The organism is Arenibacter certesii DSM 19833 (assembly GCF_000429545.1).
GTDB lineage: Bacteria > Bacteroidota > Bacteroidia > Flavobacteriales > Flavobacteriaceae > Arenibacter > Arenibacter certesii.
In genome coordinates this window covers 72,283-88,782 of the sequence record NZ_AUCB01000005.1, presented here as the reverse complement: position 1 = coordinate 88,782, position 16,500 = coordinate 72,283, and the positions used below count along the sequence as shown (strand labels likewise).

The 16,500-nt window shown below is 37.6% G+C and carries 14 protein-coding genes; 10 read left to right on the top strand and 4 right to left on the bottom strand.

Features of this window, described 5'->3' with window-relative positions; translation table 11 throughout:
- Positions 1–9: 9 nt before the first annotated feature.
- Together G466_RS0102430 and G466_RS0102425 are read left to right on the top strand one after the other, a co-directional pair.
- A complete protein-coding gene (locus G466_RS0102430; protein ID WP_026812216.1) occupies positions 10–507 on the top strand; it encodes a YkgJ family cysteine cluster protein in 498 nt (165 codons plus the stop codon).
- Between the two features lie 271 nt (positions 508–778).
- Complete coding sequence (locus G466_RS0102425; protein WP_026812215.1) at positions 779–1,630, top strand: sterol desaturase family protein; 852 nt, start codon at positions 779–781, stop codon at positions 1,628–1,630.
- Here the strand turns inward: G466_RS0102425 and G466_RS0102420 are convergent.
- Complete coding sequence (locus tag G466_RS0102420; RefSeq protein WP_026812214.1) at positions 1,621–2,868, bottom strand: exo-beta-N-acetylmuramidase NamZ family protein; 1,248 nt, start codon at positions 2,866–2,868, stop codon at positions 1,621–1,623. The genes G466_RS0102425 and G466_RS0102420 overlap by 10 nt on opposite strands.
- A gap of 3 nt (positions 2,869–2,871) precedes the next feature.
- Between G466_RS0102420 and G466_RS0102415 the strand changes: the two genes are divergently transcribed.
- The 5 genes from G466_RS0102415 to G466_RS0102395 all read left to right on the top strand — a co-directional run bounded on the left by G466_RS0102415 (position 2,872) and on the right by G466_RS0102395 (position 8,129).
- Positions 2,872–4,113: an ABC transporter permease gene (locus G466_RS0102415; RefSeq protein WP_026812213.1), complete on the top strand. Its 1,242-nt coding sequence runs from the start codon at positions 2,872–2,874 to the stop codon at positions 4,111–4,113.
- A gap of 230 nt (positions 4,114–4,343) precedes the next feature.
- Entirely contained in the window at positions 4,344–5,324 is a 981-nt protein-coding gene (locus G466_RS0102410) for a PLP-dependent cysteine synthase family protein (protein WP_026812212.1), read from the top strand.
- A 117-nt stretch (positions 5,325–5,441) separates the two neighbouring features.
- The gene (locus G466_RS0102405; protein WP_026812211.1) at positions 5,442–6,221 is read left to right on the top strand and encodes an aldose epimerase family protein; all 780 of its coding nucleotides are present in this window, start codon (positions 5,442–5,444) and stop codon (positions 6,219–6,221) included.
- An 11-nt stretch (positions 6,222–6,232) separates the two neighbouring features.
- Positions 6,233–6,865, top strand: coding sequence for a Crp/Fnr family transcriptional regulator (locus tag G466_RS0102400; RefSeq protein ID WP_026812210.1), 633 nt, complete (start codon positions 6,233–6,235; stop codon positions 6,863–6,865).
- An 85-nt stretch (positions 6,866–6,950) separates the two neighbouring features.
- The gene (locus G466_RS0102395) at positions 6,951–8,129 is read left to right on the top strand and encodes a cytochrome-c peroxidase (RefSeq protein WP_026812209.1); all 1,179 of its coding nucleotides are present in this window, start codon (positions 6,951–6,953) and stop codon (positions 8,127–8,129) included.
- 59 nt (positions 8,130–8,188) lie between these two features.
- On the opposite strand, the gene G466_RS0102390 is transcribed toward G466_RS0102395, so the two are convergent.
- Positions 8,189–9,064: a 3-keto-disaccharide hydrolase gene (locus tag G466_RS0102390; RefSeq protein ID WP_026812208.1), complete on the bottom strand. Its 876-nt coding sequence runs from the start codon at positions 9,062–9,064 to the stop codon at positions 8,189–8,191.
- Positions 9,065–9,238: 174 nt separating this feature from the next.
- On the opposite strand from G466_RS0102390, the gene G466_RS0102385 reads away from it, so the two are divergent.
- The 3 genes from G466_RS0102385 (at position 9,239) to G466_RS24580 (ending at position 12,996) form a co-directional block, all read left to right on the top strand.
- Positions 9,239–10,963, top strand: coding sequence for a SulP family inorganic anion transporter (locus G466_RS0102385; RefSeq protein ID WP_026812207.1), 1,725 nt, complete (start codon positions 9,239–9,241; stop codon positions 10,961–10,963).
- Between the two features lie 193 nt (positions 10,964–11,156).
- Positions 11,157–12,566: an MBL fold metallo-hydrolase gene (locus G466_RS0102380; RefSeq protein WP_026812206.1), complete on the top strand. Its 1,410-nt coding sequence runs from the start codon at positions 11,157–11,159 to the stop codon at positions 12,564–12,566.
- 304 nt (positions 12,567–12,870) lie between these two features.
- Positions 12,871–12,996 (top strand): hypothetical protein, encoded by a 126-nt coding sequence (locus G466_RS24580; RefSeq protein WP_262482311.1) that lies wholly within the window; start codon positions 12,871–12,873, stop codon positions 12,994–12,996.
- A 45-nt stretch (positions 12,997–13,041) separates the two neighbouring features.
- Here G466_RS24580 and G466_RS0102370 read toward each other — a convergent pair whose 3' ends face one another.
- The gene (locus tag G466_RS0102370) at positions 13,042–14,421 is read right to left on the bottom strand and encodes an exonuclease domain-containing protein (protein ID WP_026812205.1); all 1,380 of its coding nucleotides are present in this window, start codon (positions 14,419–14,421) and stop codon (positions 13,042–13,044) included.
- Positions 14,422–14,932: 511 nt separating this feature from the next.
- A complete protein-coding gene (locus tag G466_RS0102360; RefSeq protein ID WP_026812204.1) occupies positions 14,933–16,498 on the bottom strand; it encodes a hypothetical protein in 1,566 nt (521 codons plus the stop codon).
- Between the last annotated feature and the right edge of the window lie 2 nt (positions 16,499–16,500).

Sequence of the window (16,500 nt, the reverse complement as noted above, 5' to 3'; positions counted from 1 at the left end):
CAATCCAGAATGGATAATATAATAGCACAACTGCCAAAACTGGCCAAAGAAAAACAAAATGAGAATAAGAAATTCTTTGCCAAGCTACGTAAAAAGCCACCAAAGGAATTAGACTATATGATGCGGGATCTGCATGAGGCGGAATTTCAAAGAACCGATTGTTTAAAATGCGCCAATTGCTGCAAGACTACTGGGCCCTTGTTTACCAATAGCGATGTGGAGCGTATTGCTAAGCATTATAGGATGAAACCACAAAAATTTGTGGAGACTTACTTGCGGATAGATGAGGATCAAGATTATGTATTGCAAAGTGTGCCCTGCACATTTTTAGGGGCAGATAATTACTGTTCCATCTATGAGGTAAGGCCAAAAGCATGCAGGGAATTTCCGCATACAGATAGAAAAAAGTTTCAGCAAATCAGTAATCTCACCATGAAGAATGTAGCCATTTGCCCAGCAGCTTATAATATTGTTGAAGAGATGAAAAAACTACTTGCCAATAAGTGATCCGATCCTTTTGGTTATCTGGTCTATCAATTGTAGATTTAGATTCCCTTGTAATTAATGATGGGGACTACAAGGTATTATCGGCAAAAACAGTCCAAAAAGAATATTTCCAATTTATATTTATAGATGATTTCCTTAGAGGACGGCACTTATCCCAGCAAAATTTAAGGAGGTGAGTCCGTTTAACCTTTGGCGTACGGAGTTCAGAAACAACAAAGTAGAGATTATTTCGTTTTGATATTTCCGTATAAAATTTTTGTATTTTTAAATCATGGAAAGTATTTATACTTATTTTGAAACAATCCCGCCAGCTCATAGGAGTCTGATTTTAGTTTCTGGAATTGCATTTTTTTGGATACTGGAATATATCATTCCCTTGTTTCAGCTTAATTACAAGAAAATAAAGCACGCAGGAGTTAATATCTTTTTTACCCTAACAACAGTTTTGGTAAATTTCCCATTGGCTTTTTTATTGTTAAAAACAAGTGATTGGACCATAGCAAATAATTTTGGGATCTTGCAGTGGTTACCTGAATTGCCATTATGGGCCAAAATTTTGATTGGCGTAATGTTGCTCGATCTCTTGGCTGCATGGCTAGCCCACTGGGTAGAGCATAAAATAAAGTTGTTATGGGGGTTTCACATTATCCACCATACAGACCACCAAGTAGATACTACCACGGCCAATAGACATCATCCAGGAGAAAGTGTGGTCCGATTCGCATTTACATGTTTTGGGACCTTAATTGTTGGTGCGCCGGTAGCTATAATTATGATATATCAGGCCCTTTCAGTTATTTTCTCGCAATTTAACCATGCTAATATCTCATTGCCCAAAAAAATGGATAATGTTTTAAGCTGGATTATAGTATCACCAGATATGCATAAGGTACATCACCATTATAAATTGCCATATACCGATAGTAACTATGGTAATATCTTCTCTCTTTGGGACCGACTCTTTGGAACCTTCCAAAAACTTCCCAAGGAAGATATTGTATACGGTGTGGATACTTACTTTAATGAAAAAGAAAATTCGAATATTGGCGTACTGATGAAAATACCCTTTAAAACTTATAAGTCTCCCGAAGAAGTGGATCTAAAAGCTACTAATCAATTATAAAGTAAGTGTTTTTCCCTAATTTTTTTAAAGTGGTTGATGTCTTCCTGCCAAGTCGCTTTTATTTCATCTTGTAGGAGTCCAGCCTCAATCTGCTTTTGTAGTTTTTCTGTTCCAGCATGCCTAGTAAAACCACTAGTGAGAAAGAATAATTCTTTATCGGTACTGTTTTGATAAGCATCCAATAAAAAGTTTAAATCTACCGATTTCATTTTAGGCATTTGAGATAGGTCTTTACCATAACAAACCTTGCCCTTATGTTTTGGGCTTTTAGAGCCAAAATTGGGGTTAGGAGTATATTTAAAGCTGTACTGGGTACTATCTAAAAATGGAGCCCCGTATCTTTGAAATTGAAACTCGGTACCTCGGCCAGCATTTATATTGGTGCCTTCAAAAAAACCTAAACTAGGGTAAAGATAAATAGAAGTGTTGTTGGGTAGGTTAGGGGATGGCCTAATTGGTAGGATGTAGTCCTTAAAATGGTCATAGTTTTCTAATGGGATTACGGTAAGGTCCGCCATTACCTTGTTCTCCATCATACCTTCCTTATTAATCATATTCGCATATTCTCCAATGGTCATCCCATAGACTAAAGGAATATTTGTCATCCCTAAAAACCCTCTGTGTTCTGTTTCCATGCTTGGTCCGTCTACATAATGACCATTTGGATTAGGCCGGTCTAGTACAATTACAGGAATATTTTCTGCGGCACATGCTTCCATAACCAGCTGCATAGTGGCAATATAGGTGTAAAAACGAACGCCTACATCTTGTATGTCAAAAAGGACTACATCTACACCTTTCAATTGTTCTTTAGATGGTTTTCTATTACTTCCATACAGAGAGATTAAGGGAAGGCCCGTCTTTTCGTCTTTCCCATCCGTCACCTTTTCTCCCGCATCTGCCTCACCACGAAAGCCGTGCTCTGGTGCAAATACAAGTTGTAAGTCTATGTCCAACGATCTTAGGGAATCTACAATATGGGTGTAGGTCAAATGTTCTGGATCTTTAAAAACAACACTGGTCTGGTTGGCTACTACAGCCACCTTTTTACCCTTTAATAGGGGAAGGTATTTTTCGGTTCTATTAGCGCCTACAATTATAGGTGAATCGGTTTCCATGACTGTTGCGCTCAAATTAGTACCTTGATCCTTGTTGTTGGACTTGGATAGGTTTCCACAAGAAGAAGCTATAAAAACCAATAATAAAACTGTATTTTTGAAAACGGAAAAAACTGCCATAATTTGAATTTAGAATTTTTTATTGCCAAGCGGCTAGTAACTGCAAAAGAGCATAAAATTAGTATATCTGCTCCAATAATAAAAATTGCAATCGCAGCAATTGCTCTGGGTGTAATAATGATGTTGGTGGCAATAGCGACAGGCGTAGGATTAAAACACAAGATAAGGGAGAAGATTGCTGCATTTAACGGGCATATCCAGATTTACAATTACGATAATAATAATTCGGACGTATCCGTTGTCCCCGTTTCTCTAGAGCAGGAATTTTACCCTGAGTTTAAAAACATCAGTGGTATACAGCACATTCAGGGTGTGGCCGCAAAAGCTGGTATAATTAGGACCGAGGAAACTTTTGAAGGAATTATTGCCAAAGGAGTGGGCAACGATTTTAATTGGGAGGTTTTTAAAGAATTTTTAATAGATGGTAAACTTCCCGATTATACAGGGGAGTTGAATGATGAGGTTCTAATATCACATGTCTTGGCCAACAGGCTAAATTTTAAAACAGGCGATACTTTTATATCGATCTTTTTTAAGGAGGACGACGAATCTAAAATGCCTAACCAACGTAAATTTACTATCACAGGAATTTATGACAGTGGATTTGAGGAACTCGATGCATCTTACATTTTTATCGATATCCGCCATATTCGCCATATGAATAAATGGGCCGATAATGAGGTGGGTAATTTTGAGATCTTTCTGGATAATTTTGATGACATGGAAGTCAAAGCAAAAGAGATCTATGGAAAAACCTTGTCCGATCTAGATACCCAGACCATTCAAGGTAAATATTTTAGAATATTTGAGTGGATCGGACTCTTCGATTTAAATATCGCTATCATTATCGGAATTATGATTATAGTGGGGGGCTTTAATATGATTACCGCCCTCTTGGTGCTGATTCTAGAACGTACCCAGATGATTGGGATACTAAAGGCATTAGGTTCTTCTAATTGGAGCATCAGAAAAATATTTCTGTACAATGCCAGTTACCTTATAGGGGTGGGTCTACTCTTGGGGAATATTATTGGATTGGGTTTTATTGGGCTACAGTATAAATTTCGAATGTTGAAGTTTCCTAACCCAAAGGAATATTATATAGACTATGTGCCGGTGTATATTGATGTTTGGATGGTGTTGGCGCTAAATATAGGAGTCTTGTTTTTATGTTTGTTGATGCTACTGATTCCTTCCTATGTAATTACTAAAATTTCTCCGGTTAAGGCCATTAAGTTTGAATAAACTTAATAGGATTGCTAAATAATTTAAACCTCGATGCTTTTCTGATTAGTATTGGGGTGATATAGTATCAATCTATATCAGTTTTGTCTTATCATGATGATTTTATGTAAGAGTATGCTTATTGTCGGTATACATCAACTACATAATTGTCTTTAAAAAGGAATGATTATATATTAATCCAAAATAAGGTAAATTGTTGTTCCTTTAATAATCCATTATCTTTATAGCATATGGAGTACTCGGAGAATATACTTGGAACAATAGGGAATACGCCCCTGATTAAATTAAACCGTATAACGGCAGCTTTGCCTTGCTTGGTAATTGCTAAATATGAGACATTTAATCCTGGTAATTCTGTGAAGGATAGAATGGCACTTCAGATGGTTGAGGATGCAGAAACTTCGGGCTTGCTAAAACCTGGAGGAACAATTATAGAGAGTACTTCGGGAAATACGGGCATGGGACTTGCGTTGGTGGCCATTATCAAAGGATATAAAATGGTTTGCGTTATTAGTGACAAGCAGTCCAAGGAAAAGGTAGATATTCTTAGGGCTATGGGTAGCGAAGTTTATGTATGCCCTACTAATGTTCCCCCAGAAGACCCAAAAAGTTATTATTCAACGGCGAAAAGGTTGTCTGAGGAAACGCCGAATTCTTGGTATGTAAATCAATATGACAATCCCTCCAATTACAAAGCGCACTACCTAAGTACTGGTCCAGAGATATGGGAGCAAACCGAGGGTAAGATTACTCATTTTGTGGTAGGTGTGGGTACCGGAGGAACCATTTCTGGAGTTGGGACCTATCTAAAGGAAAAGAATCCGAATATTAAGATTTGGGGGGTAGATACCTATGGATCTATTTTTAAGAAATATCATGAAACGGGTATTTTTGACGATAAAGAGATTTATCCCTATACTACGGAAGGGATAGGTGAAGATATTCTACCAAAAAATGTACATTTTAATATTATAGATGGATTTACAAAGGTTACCGATAAGGATGCGGCAATTTATACTCGGCGGTTAGCCAAGGAGGAAGCTATGTTTTTAGGGAATTCTGCAGGAGCAGCAATAAAAGGTGTATTGCAATTAGCAAATCATTTTACTAAAGACGATGTGGTGGTAGTTTTATTTCACGATCACGGAAGCAGATATGTTGGCAAAATTTTTAACGATGAATGGATGAAAGAAATAGGATTCTTGGAATAGGATCGCCATAGGGCTATGGTTTATATCGTTAAGCCCTGCTTTTGCCATAAAATGTAAAGAGGTGATAATAATAGAATTGCCTTAATAATATTTAGATTAATACAACAATAAAAAAGGATGCTGAATTTAATAAAAAACGAAAAAAAGGTCACAATAGATTCTGGAGAATTAGTGGGATATAATGTAGATGGTCATGAGTTTATTCACCAAAAAGGGAGTCCTGGTTGGAGGAATTCGGACACGGAGATGTTTCCTATAATTGGGCCTACGCAAGCGGCAAATTTTAGAGTGGAAACCGCAAATGGGGTGGCATTACAGGACCAACATGGCCTGCTCCGTGAACTAAACTATGAACTCGCCCATCATACGGAAACTAGCGCCATCTTTATTAAAAAATATGTTGCAGGTTCAGAGGTAAAGAATAGTAAGTTCCCAGACAAATCCACAGAGGAACATCTGTCTTGGCCTTATAGCTTTGAGTTCTTGAAATCGTATCATCTAAATGAGGGAGGATTAACCGTTCAATTTGAGATAAAAGGAGAAGAAGGCATGCCATTTATGTTGGGATATCATCCGGCCTTTAAACTTCATACGGCCAATCCAGTAGTTATCGCTGGCAATAAAACTGTTTCTTTAGATCAAATATTGGCCGTTGGGAATAGGGCGCTTCCCATTTTGGATTGTAACATTTTAACTTTGTCAGATGGTAAGAAATTAACGATTAAGACCGAAGGTTTTGAACACTTTATGCTGTGGACCGAGGTGTCTAATATGGTATGCCTGGAGCCTATCACTTTTTACCCTTATAATGTGGCGCAGTCCCAATTACATGCTGGTTTTCAAAAGCTTAAAAACTCGGGAAATATATTCAAAGTGATAATCGAGACCAATAATTAAAGAGAACAAACATGATAGAAGCTTTAGATCGTTATTACGGGTATCTATTTGAGAAAGAATTGTTGGAAGAAATTAGAAATGTAGGTATTTATAAAAAAATAGGGCAAGGCGAAAAATTAATGGATATTGGCGATAATGTTCAAACAATGCCCCTCTTATTGCAAGGTGCCGTGAAAGTGATGCGAGAAGATGACGATGGAAACGAGCTACTTCTTTATTTTATTGAGCGAGGTGATACCTGTGCTATGACGTTTTCTTGCTGTTTTGGAGGTAAAAAGAGCGAAATAAGGGCAATGGCCGAAATGGACACCGAATTGCTGATGATTCCCGTTGAATATATGGAAAGCTGGATGGGGAAATATAAAACTTGGCAGCGATTTATTTTAGATAGCTATCATTCTAGGATGATGGAGTTGATGGAGACGGTAGATTCCTTGGCATTTTTAAAGATGGATGAGCGTTTACTTAAACATTTACATGATAAAGCCAAGGTAACCCAGAATAATGTTGTTTATACAACGCATCAGGAAATTGCGTACGACTTGCACACTTCCCGAGTGGTGGTCTCTAGGTTACTGAAAAAGATGGAAAATGACGGTGAAATAGAACTTAACCGGAACCATATTAAAATTTTAAAACTTTAGTTCCTTTTCACCTTAAGTTATACAGGGCCAAGAATATATGTTTTTATGAAAAGTATTTAATATTTTTATGAAAAGTATCTAATAGATGAAATGTGCCACCTTAAATTATATGTTGATTTTGCCTATGCTTTGGATAAGCTGTGGGAATCCTAAAGTTGAGAACATTAATAATCCTGAGCCTGTTAGGCAAATGCCTACTGTAGCCGCATTGCCATCTGAAATTAGATTCCCTTCCGACAATCCCAATTCCGCAGATAAGGAATATTTAGGGAAAGTCTTATTTTATGACCCTATTCTCTCGGGGGGAAAGGATGTTTCCTGTGCAAGTTGCCATCATCCTTCTACTGGATATGCAGAATTTTTAGATCTTTCCATTGGTGCTAATGGTAAGGGGTTAAGTAGTAAAAGAGTATTTAACTCACCCAATACCATTCCCTTGATGAAACGTAACTCCCCAACTATTCTAAATACGGCTTTTAACGGTATTACCGATAAGTATGAGTATGATCCTTTGGAAGCGCCCATGTTCTGGGATGATCGGATAAAGAGCCTTGAGGATCAAGCTTTGGAACCCATTAAAACCCTGGAAGAAATGAGAGGGAATCATTTTGAGAAATCGGAGATATTACAGGAAGTCACACAAAGACTTAAAAATATTCCTGAGTATAGGGATCTTTTTAATAAGGCATTTGGTGACCATGTTTCTATAGATAGCATACATATTGCTAAAGCTATTGCTGCATTTGAAAGAACATTGATAGCCAATAATTCCCGATTTGATCAGTATATGAATGGGGATTTAGATGCTATTTCTAGTTCGGAAAAGGAAGGTTTTGCGCTTTTTAAATCCGTTGGCTGCATCAATTGTCATAATGGTCCTATGTTTTCGGATTATAAATTACATGTTTTGGGAGTGCCAGAGAATAGCAAGTTAGATGTGCCAGATAGCGGTTTGGATAGTAGTTATGCCTTTAGAACACCCACCTTGAGAAATTTAAGGTTTACAGCACCCTATATGCACAATGGTAGTTTCCCGGACCTAAGACAAGTGTTGGAGTTCTATGAGGATATTTCTTTTGGAAAAACTAGAAACCCCAATGTATCCAAAGAAATGTTTGATCCATTAGTTAGGGAACTACGGCTGAGTGTAAAGGATATGTCTAGAATAATTTCCTTTTTAAACACGCTTAACGATCCTGATTTTGATACGGATATACCAGAAAGAGTACCAAGCGGACTCCCTGTAGGGGGCAACATTCACTAGGTTTATTCTAACCTTCACCTAACACTAGGTGTAATAATAAATAAGGACGTGATCTTTAATTAGTATTTGCAGTTCTCTGCATCGGGCTCTATATAGTAACTCTTATAATTTTTAGCTTTTGGATCCATACAACCTTTAAGATTTTTAATGGATACTTTCCTAAAATCTATGGGCTGACCTTCAGATTGTAACCCAATAAACCCCTCTTTCAACAATTTTCCATCTATTTTAATTGCCGGGTCGTATCTATTGGCCACTCCACCTCCAATTTGTGGATTGGAATATTCTAATACTTTTTCCCCGTTAACTATGTGCGTCACTAAAGAACTACCTAAAACAATGGCTTCTGCACGTACCCATTGATCTCCATAATAGGTTTTGGAAGTTGAATTTATACAATGGCGAGGGTCTATTTTTCCTTCATAGACCACATCCGTTCCTGGGGAACACATATTTCCTGTAGGACGAGATTTGCCTTCCTCCAAGCCTGCTAAAAATTGCATTTCTACAGATATGGGCCAATCTTGTTCCTTTAGGATGGTATTTGGATCTTGGGAGTGAAACATAACTCCACTGTTTTTTATGGTATAGCCGGGAGCACCTGGATGTAACTCCCCTACAAACCTATATTCAATTATTAAATGGTAATAAGAATAGGGTGTATTGTAAAATAGATGGCCATATCTTTCATTAAAGTCGCCTTCATATTTATCATATCGCACTTTAATAATACCATCCTCAACTCTAAAGGTGTCGCCATAATTGTCACCAACTTCATAATGGTGAATCTTGGTAGTCCAATCTTCTATGTCCTTTCCGTTAAACATTTCTGCCCAGCCGTCATCATCTTGCTGGGCAACAGATTTCACAGTACTACACTGTGTAAATAGTAAACCTAATAGACAGAACAGTATAAGAGTTGGATAGTTTTGCATTGTTGCTTATTTTGGAAATTTAAGCGCACAAGATAGGAGATTTAATCTAAATAATTTCAAATGATATGCCTTTGGTCTGCATATCTGTGTATATCTTGCTTTAAGATGAAATAGTATTTAAATTGAATAAGGGTGTTTAGATTCGATTTAAGTATTTAATACTAATTTTGACAGATGAGAAAATTTTTCCCTTTTTTGGATTGGCTACCAAAATATAAAAAATCATATTTTGGAAAGGATATTGTAGCCGGACTTACAGTTGGGATAATTTTGATTCCTCAAGGGATGGCTTACGCGATGATTGCAGGCTTACCGCCCGTATACGGACTTTATGCTTCCATCTTTCCCGTGCTTGTGTATGCTTTTCTGGGTACATCTAGACAAATAGCGGTTGGGCCTGTAGCTATGGATTCACTACTTGTGGCTGCAGGATTAGGGACTCTAGCAATTACTGGAGTAGAGAATTATATCCTCATGGCACTGTTCCTGTCTTTTATGGTGGGACTTTTCCAATTGATTTTAGGGTTGCTGAGGATGGGGTTTTTGGTAAATTTTATGTCTAAACCTGTTATCAGTGGCTTTACCTCTGCAGCTGCTCTAATTATAATTTTTAGTCAGATAAAGCATCTGTTAGGTGCCGATATTGCGAACAGCAATAAGTTTCACATCCTAGTAGTCAATACCATTCAAAACCTTGGAGATACCAATATTTACGATTTTGGAATCGGCCTTGCCGGTATTCTTATAATACTATCTTTCAAAAAATGGTTTAAAAAATTTCCCGCAATTCTAGTGGTTGTTGTATTAAGTACTTTAGTTGTCTACTTTTTTAATTTGGAAATCTATGATGTGCAAGTGGTGGGTTACGTACCAGCAGGATTGCCCAGTTTCCAGATGCATAATATAACATGGGAAAAGATAACCCAGATATGGCCAATTGCATTGACCTTGGCCTTGTTGGGATACCTGGAGGCTATCTCCATTGGTAAGGCATTTGAGGAAAAGAACAGGGAAGAGACCATAGATCCCAGTCAGGAATTGGTGGCTTTGGGCAGTGCAAATATGATTGGTTCCTTTTTTCAAGCTTATCCTGTTACCTCTAGCTTTTCTAGATCTGCTATTAATTTTGAAGCAGGAGCAAAAAGTACTATTGCCTCTGTTGTTAGTGTAATAATGGTGATATTAACCTTGTTGTTTTTAACTCCCTTGTTCTATAATTTGCCTAAAGCAGCTTTGGCATCTATAATTATGGTTTCGGTGTTTGGTTTAATCGACCTGTCTTACCCAAAATATTTGTGGAAAAGACATAAAGATGAATTCTTGGTTCTGGGACTTACTTTTTTAATTACACTTTCAGTAGGTATTGTCCAAGGAATCGTTATAGGGGTATTGTTAGCCTTATTATTGTTGGTTTACAGGACTTCTAAACCCCACTTTGTAGTTTTGGGAAAAATAAAAGGATCAGACTATTATAAGAATATTAATCGTTTTGGGAATGAGGTTGAGATTCGTGACGATCTTTTGATCGTTAGGTTCGACTCTCAGCTTTATTTTGGGAATACCGCTTATTTTAAAAGTCAGCTTTTCAAATTTATCAATGCGAAAGGTCCTAACTTAAAAGCAGTGATTTTAAACGCCGAAGCTATTAATTATATAGATGCAAGTGCCTCTAATATGCTGATCCAAGTGATTGGAGATATTCATAAAATGAATGTACAGTTTTATATTGCAGGGGCAATAGGGCCAACAAGGGATATTATTTTTAAAAGCGGAATTGTCAATTCTTTAGATAAAGCATACCTTTTTGTGAAAATAAAGGAGGCGGTAGATTATTTTGACGATCCTAACTCCATCTCTGCATTACGGGAAAGAGTAGCCTACCAAAACCGATGGGAATAATATTGCCTGCCAAGTGAAAGGAAACTATTACTTTTGTAAGGTGCGCCAAAATTTTAGACCTAGTAGAAATAGACGTTAACAGTGTTATTCCCCTTGTAATCCTCACGGAAATTATTTGGTTCAATAGGTTGCAAGCTGGTCAATGAGGACATGGGTTAATGCTGAAATAAATAAAAATATAAAATTTAGAGAGATGAAAATTGAGCAGATATATACAGGGTGTTTGGCACAGGGAGCTTACTATATAGAGAGTAAAGGGGAAGTGGCTATTATAGATCCGCTGCGAGAAGTAGAGCCTTATATAAAACGTGCAAAAGAGGATAATGCCAAGGTGAAATATATTTTTGAAACGCATTTTCATGCCGATTTTGTAAGTGGACATATAACCCTTTCTAAGGAAACTGGGGCCCCCATTGTATTTGGTCCTTTGGCCAACCCTTCTTATGACGCTATTATAGCTGAAGATGGACAGGAGTTTCCGTTGGGTGAGCTCACCATAAAAGTTCTTCATACCCCTGGGCATACCATGGAAAGTACTACCTATTTATTGAAGGATAAAAATGGAAAGGACCACGCTATTTTCTCTGGAGACACCTTGTTCCTAGGAGATGTAGGTAGGCCAGATTTAGCACAAAAAGCGGCTAACATGACTCAAGAAGATCTTGCGGGGATTTTGTTTGATAGCCTTAGGAATAAAATAATGCCGTTGAACGATGAGGTAATTGTTTATCCAGCCCACGGAGCAGGATCCGCTTGTGGAAAAAATATGATGAAGGAAACCGTGGATACTTTGGGCAACCAGAAGAAAATGAATTACGCCTTAAGGGCAGATATGACCAAGGAAGAATTTATTAGGGAAGTTACAGACGGACTTCTACCTCCTCCTCAATATTTTCCTTTGAACGTGAAAATGAACAAGGAAGGTTACGCAGATATTGGAGAGATCCTAGAAAAAGGAACTACTGCGTTTTCACCAGACGAGTTTGAGGAAGCGGCTAATGCTACCAATGCGATAATATTAGATGTACGCCATCAGAACGATTTTGTAAAAGGACATATCCCCAGGTCTATCTTTATTGGTTTAGATGGCGGATTTGCACCTTGGGTAGGAGCTTTAATCGCAGATGTAGAACAACCTATAATATTGGTAACGGATAAGGGGAGGGAAGAAGAAGCTATTATTCGCCTATCCAGAGTTGGTTTTGATGCAACAATCGGATACCTTAAGGGTAGTTTCTCAGCTTGGAAAGATGCAGGTAAGGATTATGATACCATAACCTCAATTCCGGCAAAAGAGTTAAAAACTATATTGTCTAAAGAAAAAGCTCCTGTTTATGATGTAAGAAAAGAAACAGAATACCAATCAGAGCACGTCTTGGATGCGGAAAATACACCTTTAGATTATCTTAATCGATATATGGCAGAGTTTCCTAAAAAGGAGCCTTTCTATGTGCACTGTGCAGGTGGATATAGATCGGTTATTGCTGCTTCAATCCTTAAGAGCAGGGGTATACACAATCTTATAGATATAGCAGGAGGATTTGCCGATATAAAGAAAAGCGGAATACCGGTAACCGACTATGTGTGTCCAACAACATTATAGTTTTGTAAAGCGTAAACTTGTTAAGTTATTATGCTCAAATAATGGACTTTGTTCTCTCATTGTTTGGGCATTTCTTTTTGAAGTAAAGTTGCTATTTTTCAGTTGTTAAACTTGCTTGCAATATTTTTTGCGAAGACCTTTTATTTGACTAATAGCAATGGTTTCTGGATATTTTAATGTCTTTTGATAATAAATGGCGGTAATAGCTGGACTGGGGATAAATTTTAAAGACTGACAATTGTCATAATTTCGGCTGCTACTATTACCTACTTTAGCATTTTGAAATTTTTTAACTTCTTAGATAATGATGAGATTTTTACCCTTGGTGAACTGGAATAATGGAATTGTAATGATCGCCATCTTTGCCGTGGTGTGCGTAGCATTGGTTGGTATAGTGCTTGTGTTTTTAAGCAGCGGCAAAAAGAAATAATTACAATTTATAGAAGTGGGGCCTAATTGTTCTTTTTAGGTTTTCCTAAATTGATGTCAGTGGTAGTGGCATACTTTTATGGGGAAATTTTTTGAGGTAGCCAGCAATAATTCGTTTCGTGTCTAAATTTTCTTTTTTGCGTTCCAAATAGGTTTCTAAGACCTCCAAGCTAGTAATCTGCTCGCTTTTTTGGATAAAACCAAACCCCTTGTACTGACCATCAGTTATTAAAACAAACGCATTTTCATTAGGCTGTCTTCCTTTTTCAGTAATTAAAATATGTATATTCTTCTCTTTTACTTTTTCTATGGCCTCTTCTACTCTTTCATTATAGTCTGTAATTACTTCTTTACCCCTACAAATCCCTTGGCAGCTGCTAAGGCTAAAGTGAGAACAACTTTGTGTGTTTTCCTGTAAATGACAGAATTTCGGACATAGGTTATGGGATTGGCAAATATCTTCTAGAAAGAACCTACATTCCGTAATATTATTGAATGTACAAATAGGGTCCATAACCATCTTTGCATTGTTGTAGGCTAGATGGATGATGCCATTTCTATCCTCATAAGTAAAAATAGCATACTCTTGTGTATTTCTTTTTTGACTAACATTAAACTTAGGGTAATGTTGCTTTATAGCATGGGACTCCATTAAAAGCGCCACTAATTCACTACCTGAAAGCTCATAATCTATGTCGTGAGTAGCTTTACATAGTAGATTTTCTTTATTGGATTTATTATAGAAATGGCCGAGGACTCTTTTCTTAATATTTATGGCCTTTCCGATATATATTATATTACCATTTTCGTCTTTAAAATAATAGACCCCTGCCGCGTTGGGGAGTTTATCAAAAACCTCTTTTGGCAGGCCAGGTGGAAGGGTAGCTTCTTGAGAACGCGAGTTAAGGAAGGTTTTAAATACATCATTAGCTCCTTCGGCATCAAGTAATCTTTTAAATAACAAAACGGTAGCATGTGCGTCTCCTCTTGCTCTATGCCTATCGGTTAAGGGAATATTTAAGGCGGAGCATAGTTTTCCCAAACTATAGGAGTTAAAGCCCGGAATTAATTTACGGGAAAGTCTTACCGTACAGAGTTTCTTCCGAACATAGATAATTCCTAAATTTTCAAATTCATTTTTTATCACATTATAGTCGAAGTTGACACTATGGGCCACGAAAATGGTGTTTTGGGTCATTTCCAAAACCGTGTCGGCTATTTCCTCCCATTTGGGGGCATTCCGTACCATGTTATCGTCTATTCCAGTTAGGCCGGTAATAAACTGGGGTATTGGACATTCCGGATTTACTAAAGAAGTGAATTCGTCCACTACCTCCGTACCGTCAAAATTAAATATGGAGATTTCTGTTATCCTATTGCCCTTAATACCATTCCCAGTGGTTTCTATATCTATAATGCTGTACATCTACTTCTTTCCTGCTTTTTTGAGGACCTTAAAGTTATGGGAAATTGATTAGATAATTGGGATGTTGCCTATTAAATCTAATTTTCAACTTGGGTATATTTTCAATGAATAATGAAAATGGTCCATTAAAACTGAAAGCATTTGAGTTGCAAATTAACTACTTTAAAACAGCTAAGGTCGGTCCGTATTTCACTGGTTTCTTTTTATAAATTCTTATGGTATTGTATATGGTGATAGTGATATTATATCCATATAGAAGTCAAGCAGGGGAAAGCATCGATAATGGTCCAATAAGAGAGCCTGGCCCGAAACTGGGAAGTATACTTGCCGAAATTTGTCTAGATGTTGGGAAAAGGATTATAAGATAAGAACGGATTTTTCTAAAATCACTAAATGGCACAGAATCAGTTCATTTGCTTAAATATACGATAATTGTTATGTTGAAGGTAGTAACCCGCTCAAATTTTAAATATCTAAAGTTGCTCTTAAAAATGGGATTAATTTAATTGTATCAATCCAAATCTTGAATCACTTCTATTAGAGCTTTATAAATTAAAGGACCGGTTTCTGGGCCTAGGGAGTTACTTTCCCCATAAGTGGCTCTTTCTCGATTATAGAGATAGGGTTTTTCTACATCCCACTGGCTTTTAGGGATGATATATCCAATCTCGTCATTGGATAATCCAAGGTAAAATTTATATTGGTCCTTAATAAATTCTGCTATGGGAGGGACTTCAATGGGATCAATATTAAAATCGCTCCCTTCAGGCGCTTCAATGCCACCAAATACAATTTCGGGATAGATTTCTCCTGGAATGCTTAGCCAAAGGCTGGGACCAATGCGGATGGCACCAACTTCGGTCCTAAGCTTAAAATATTCGGGCATTCCCATCTGGATTAGCCCAATGGCACTGGTAAGTTTAAATGTATTGTTTTCAACTGGAGCAGAGAGTGTTTTAGCGCTTAAGGAAATATTACTTTCTGGAATAGTGTCCCCTTTTTGTTTTAGGGCTGCTAGGGATAATAAGGCAATTTGATCCCCCAATGCCTTTGTTTTCTTGAAGGTAGGTTCCAAATATTCCTCTCCTGTGAAAGGATCTGGAATGGGCAAGGAGGGATGCGGCGCCATGAGTCCGCCTATTGCCCCAGTAAAATAAATGGCCATTCCCCCTAAGCCTTTTTCCATTAATTGGTCGTTATGGTACACCCCGCTCTCTACAGCTTCCCTTATAAAATGAGGGAAATCTGAGCTGATTAGAAGGTTCTGGGACCAAAGCGTTTCTGGGTGGTTGGACCAATTGATCAGCGTACCCATGGTAGTTTCGTTTTCGGCATCCAACACCTGCATAAGATGTATTCCTGTTGCTTTTACAATAGGCTCTCTGGTGTCTTTAATAAACGCTCCATCGGCTCCCGAAAGGTCTTCTGCAAAGACTAGTTTGGCACTGCGCATATTGCCAACTGCTTCGGTGATAGCTGCTACGGTCTGTGTCTTTACATATTCCATCATTTCAGGGTTTACCCCTGTGTTGAACATATTCTCGCCCCATATTCCAATAAGGTCATTGCTTTCATGGGTGTGGGTAGAGGATATAAGGGTGTAGTCAATCCCAAGTTCCTTGGGAATTCGGTTTCGTATAGCTACCACATCGCCATGTAAAAAGCCGATAGCATCCAATGAGATCATGGCAATTCTTGAACTATTATCCTCAATAACCATTACTCTAGACCAAACATCGTCATGCACTCCCTGTGCAGGTTTTGCATTGCTCATTCCAGCAATCCAGTAGGCATCAAACTTCCCATTATTATTGTTGTCATTATACGTGTCGCCCTCCTTCTTATTGTATTTATGATTGCCATTGGCATCGTTCCATGTATCTATGATGGTTGGAGTAATAGGTCTTTTTGCAAACCCTGCTCTAATGGGATTCATTGATTTGTTCTCTATTTTTAGATCAAGTGCATACCCTGGATTTCGGTCTCGCCAATTATACATGGCTATGGAAGCAGCCGCAATTAAGGTGAGTAGGAGAACAACTCCCGTTATTTTTAAAATTTTTTTAAGCGTCTTCATAA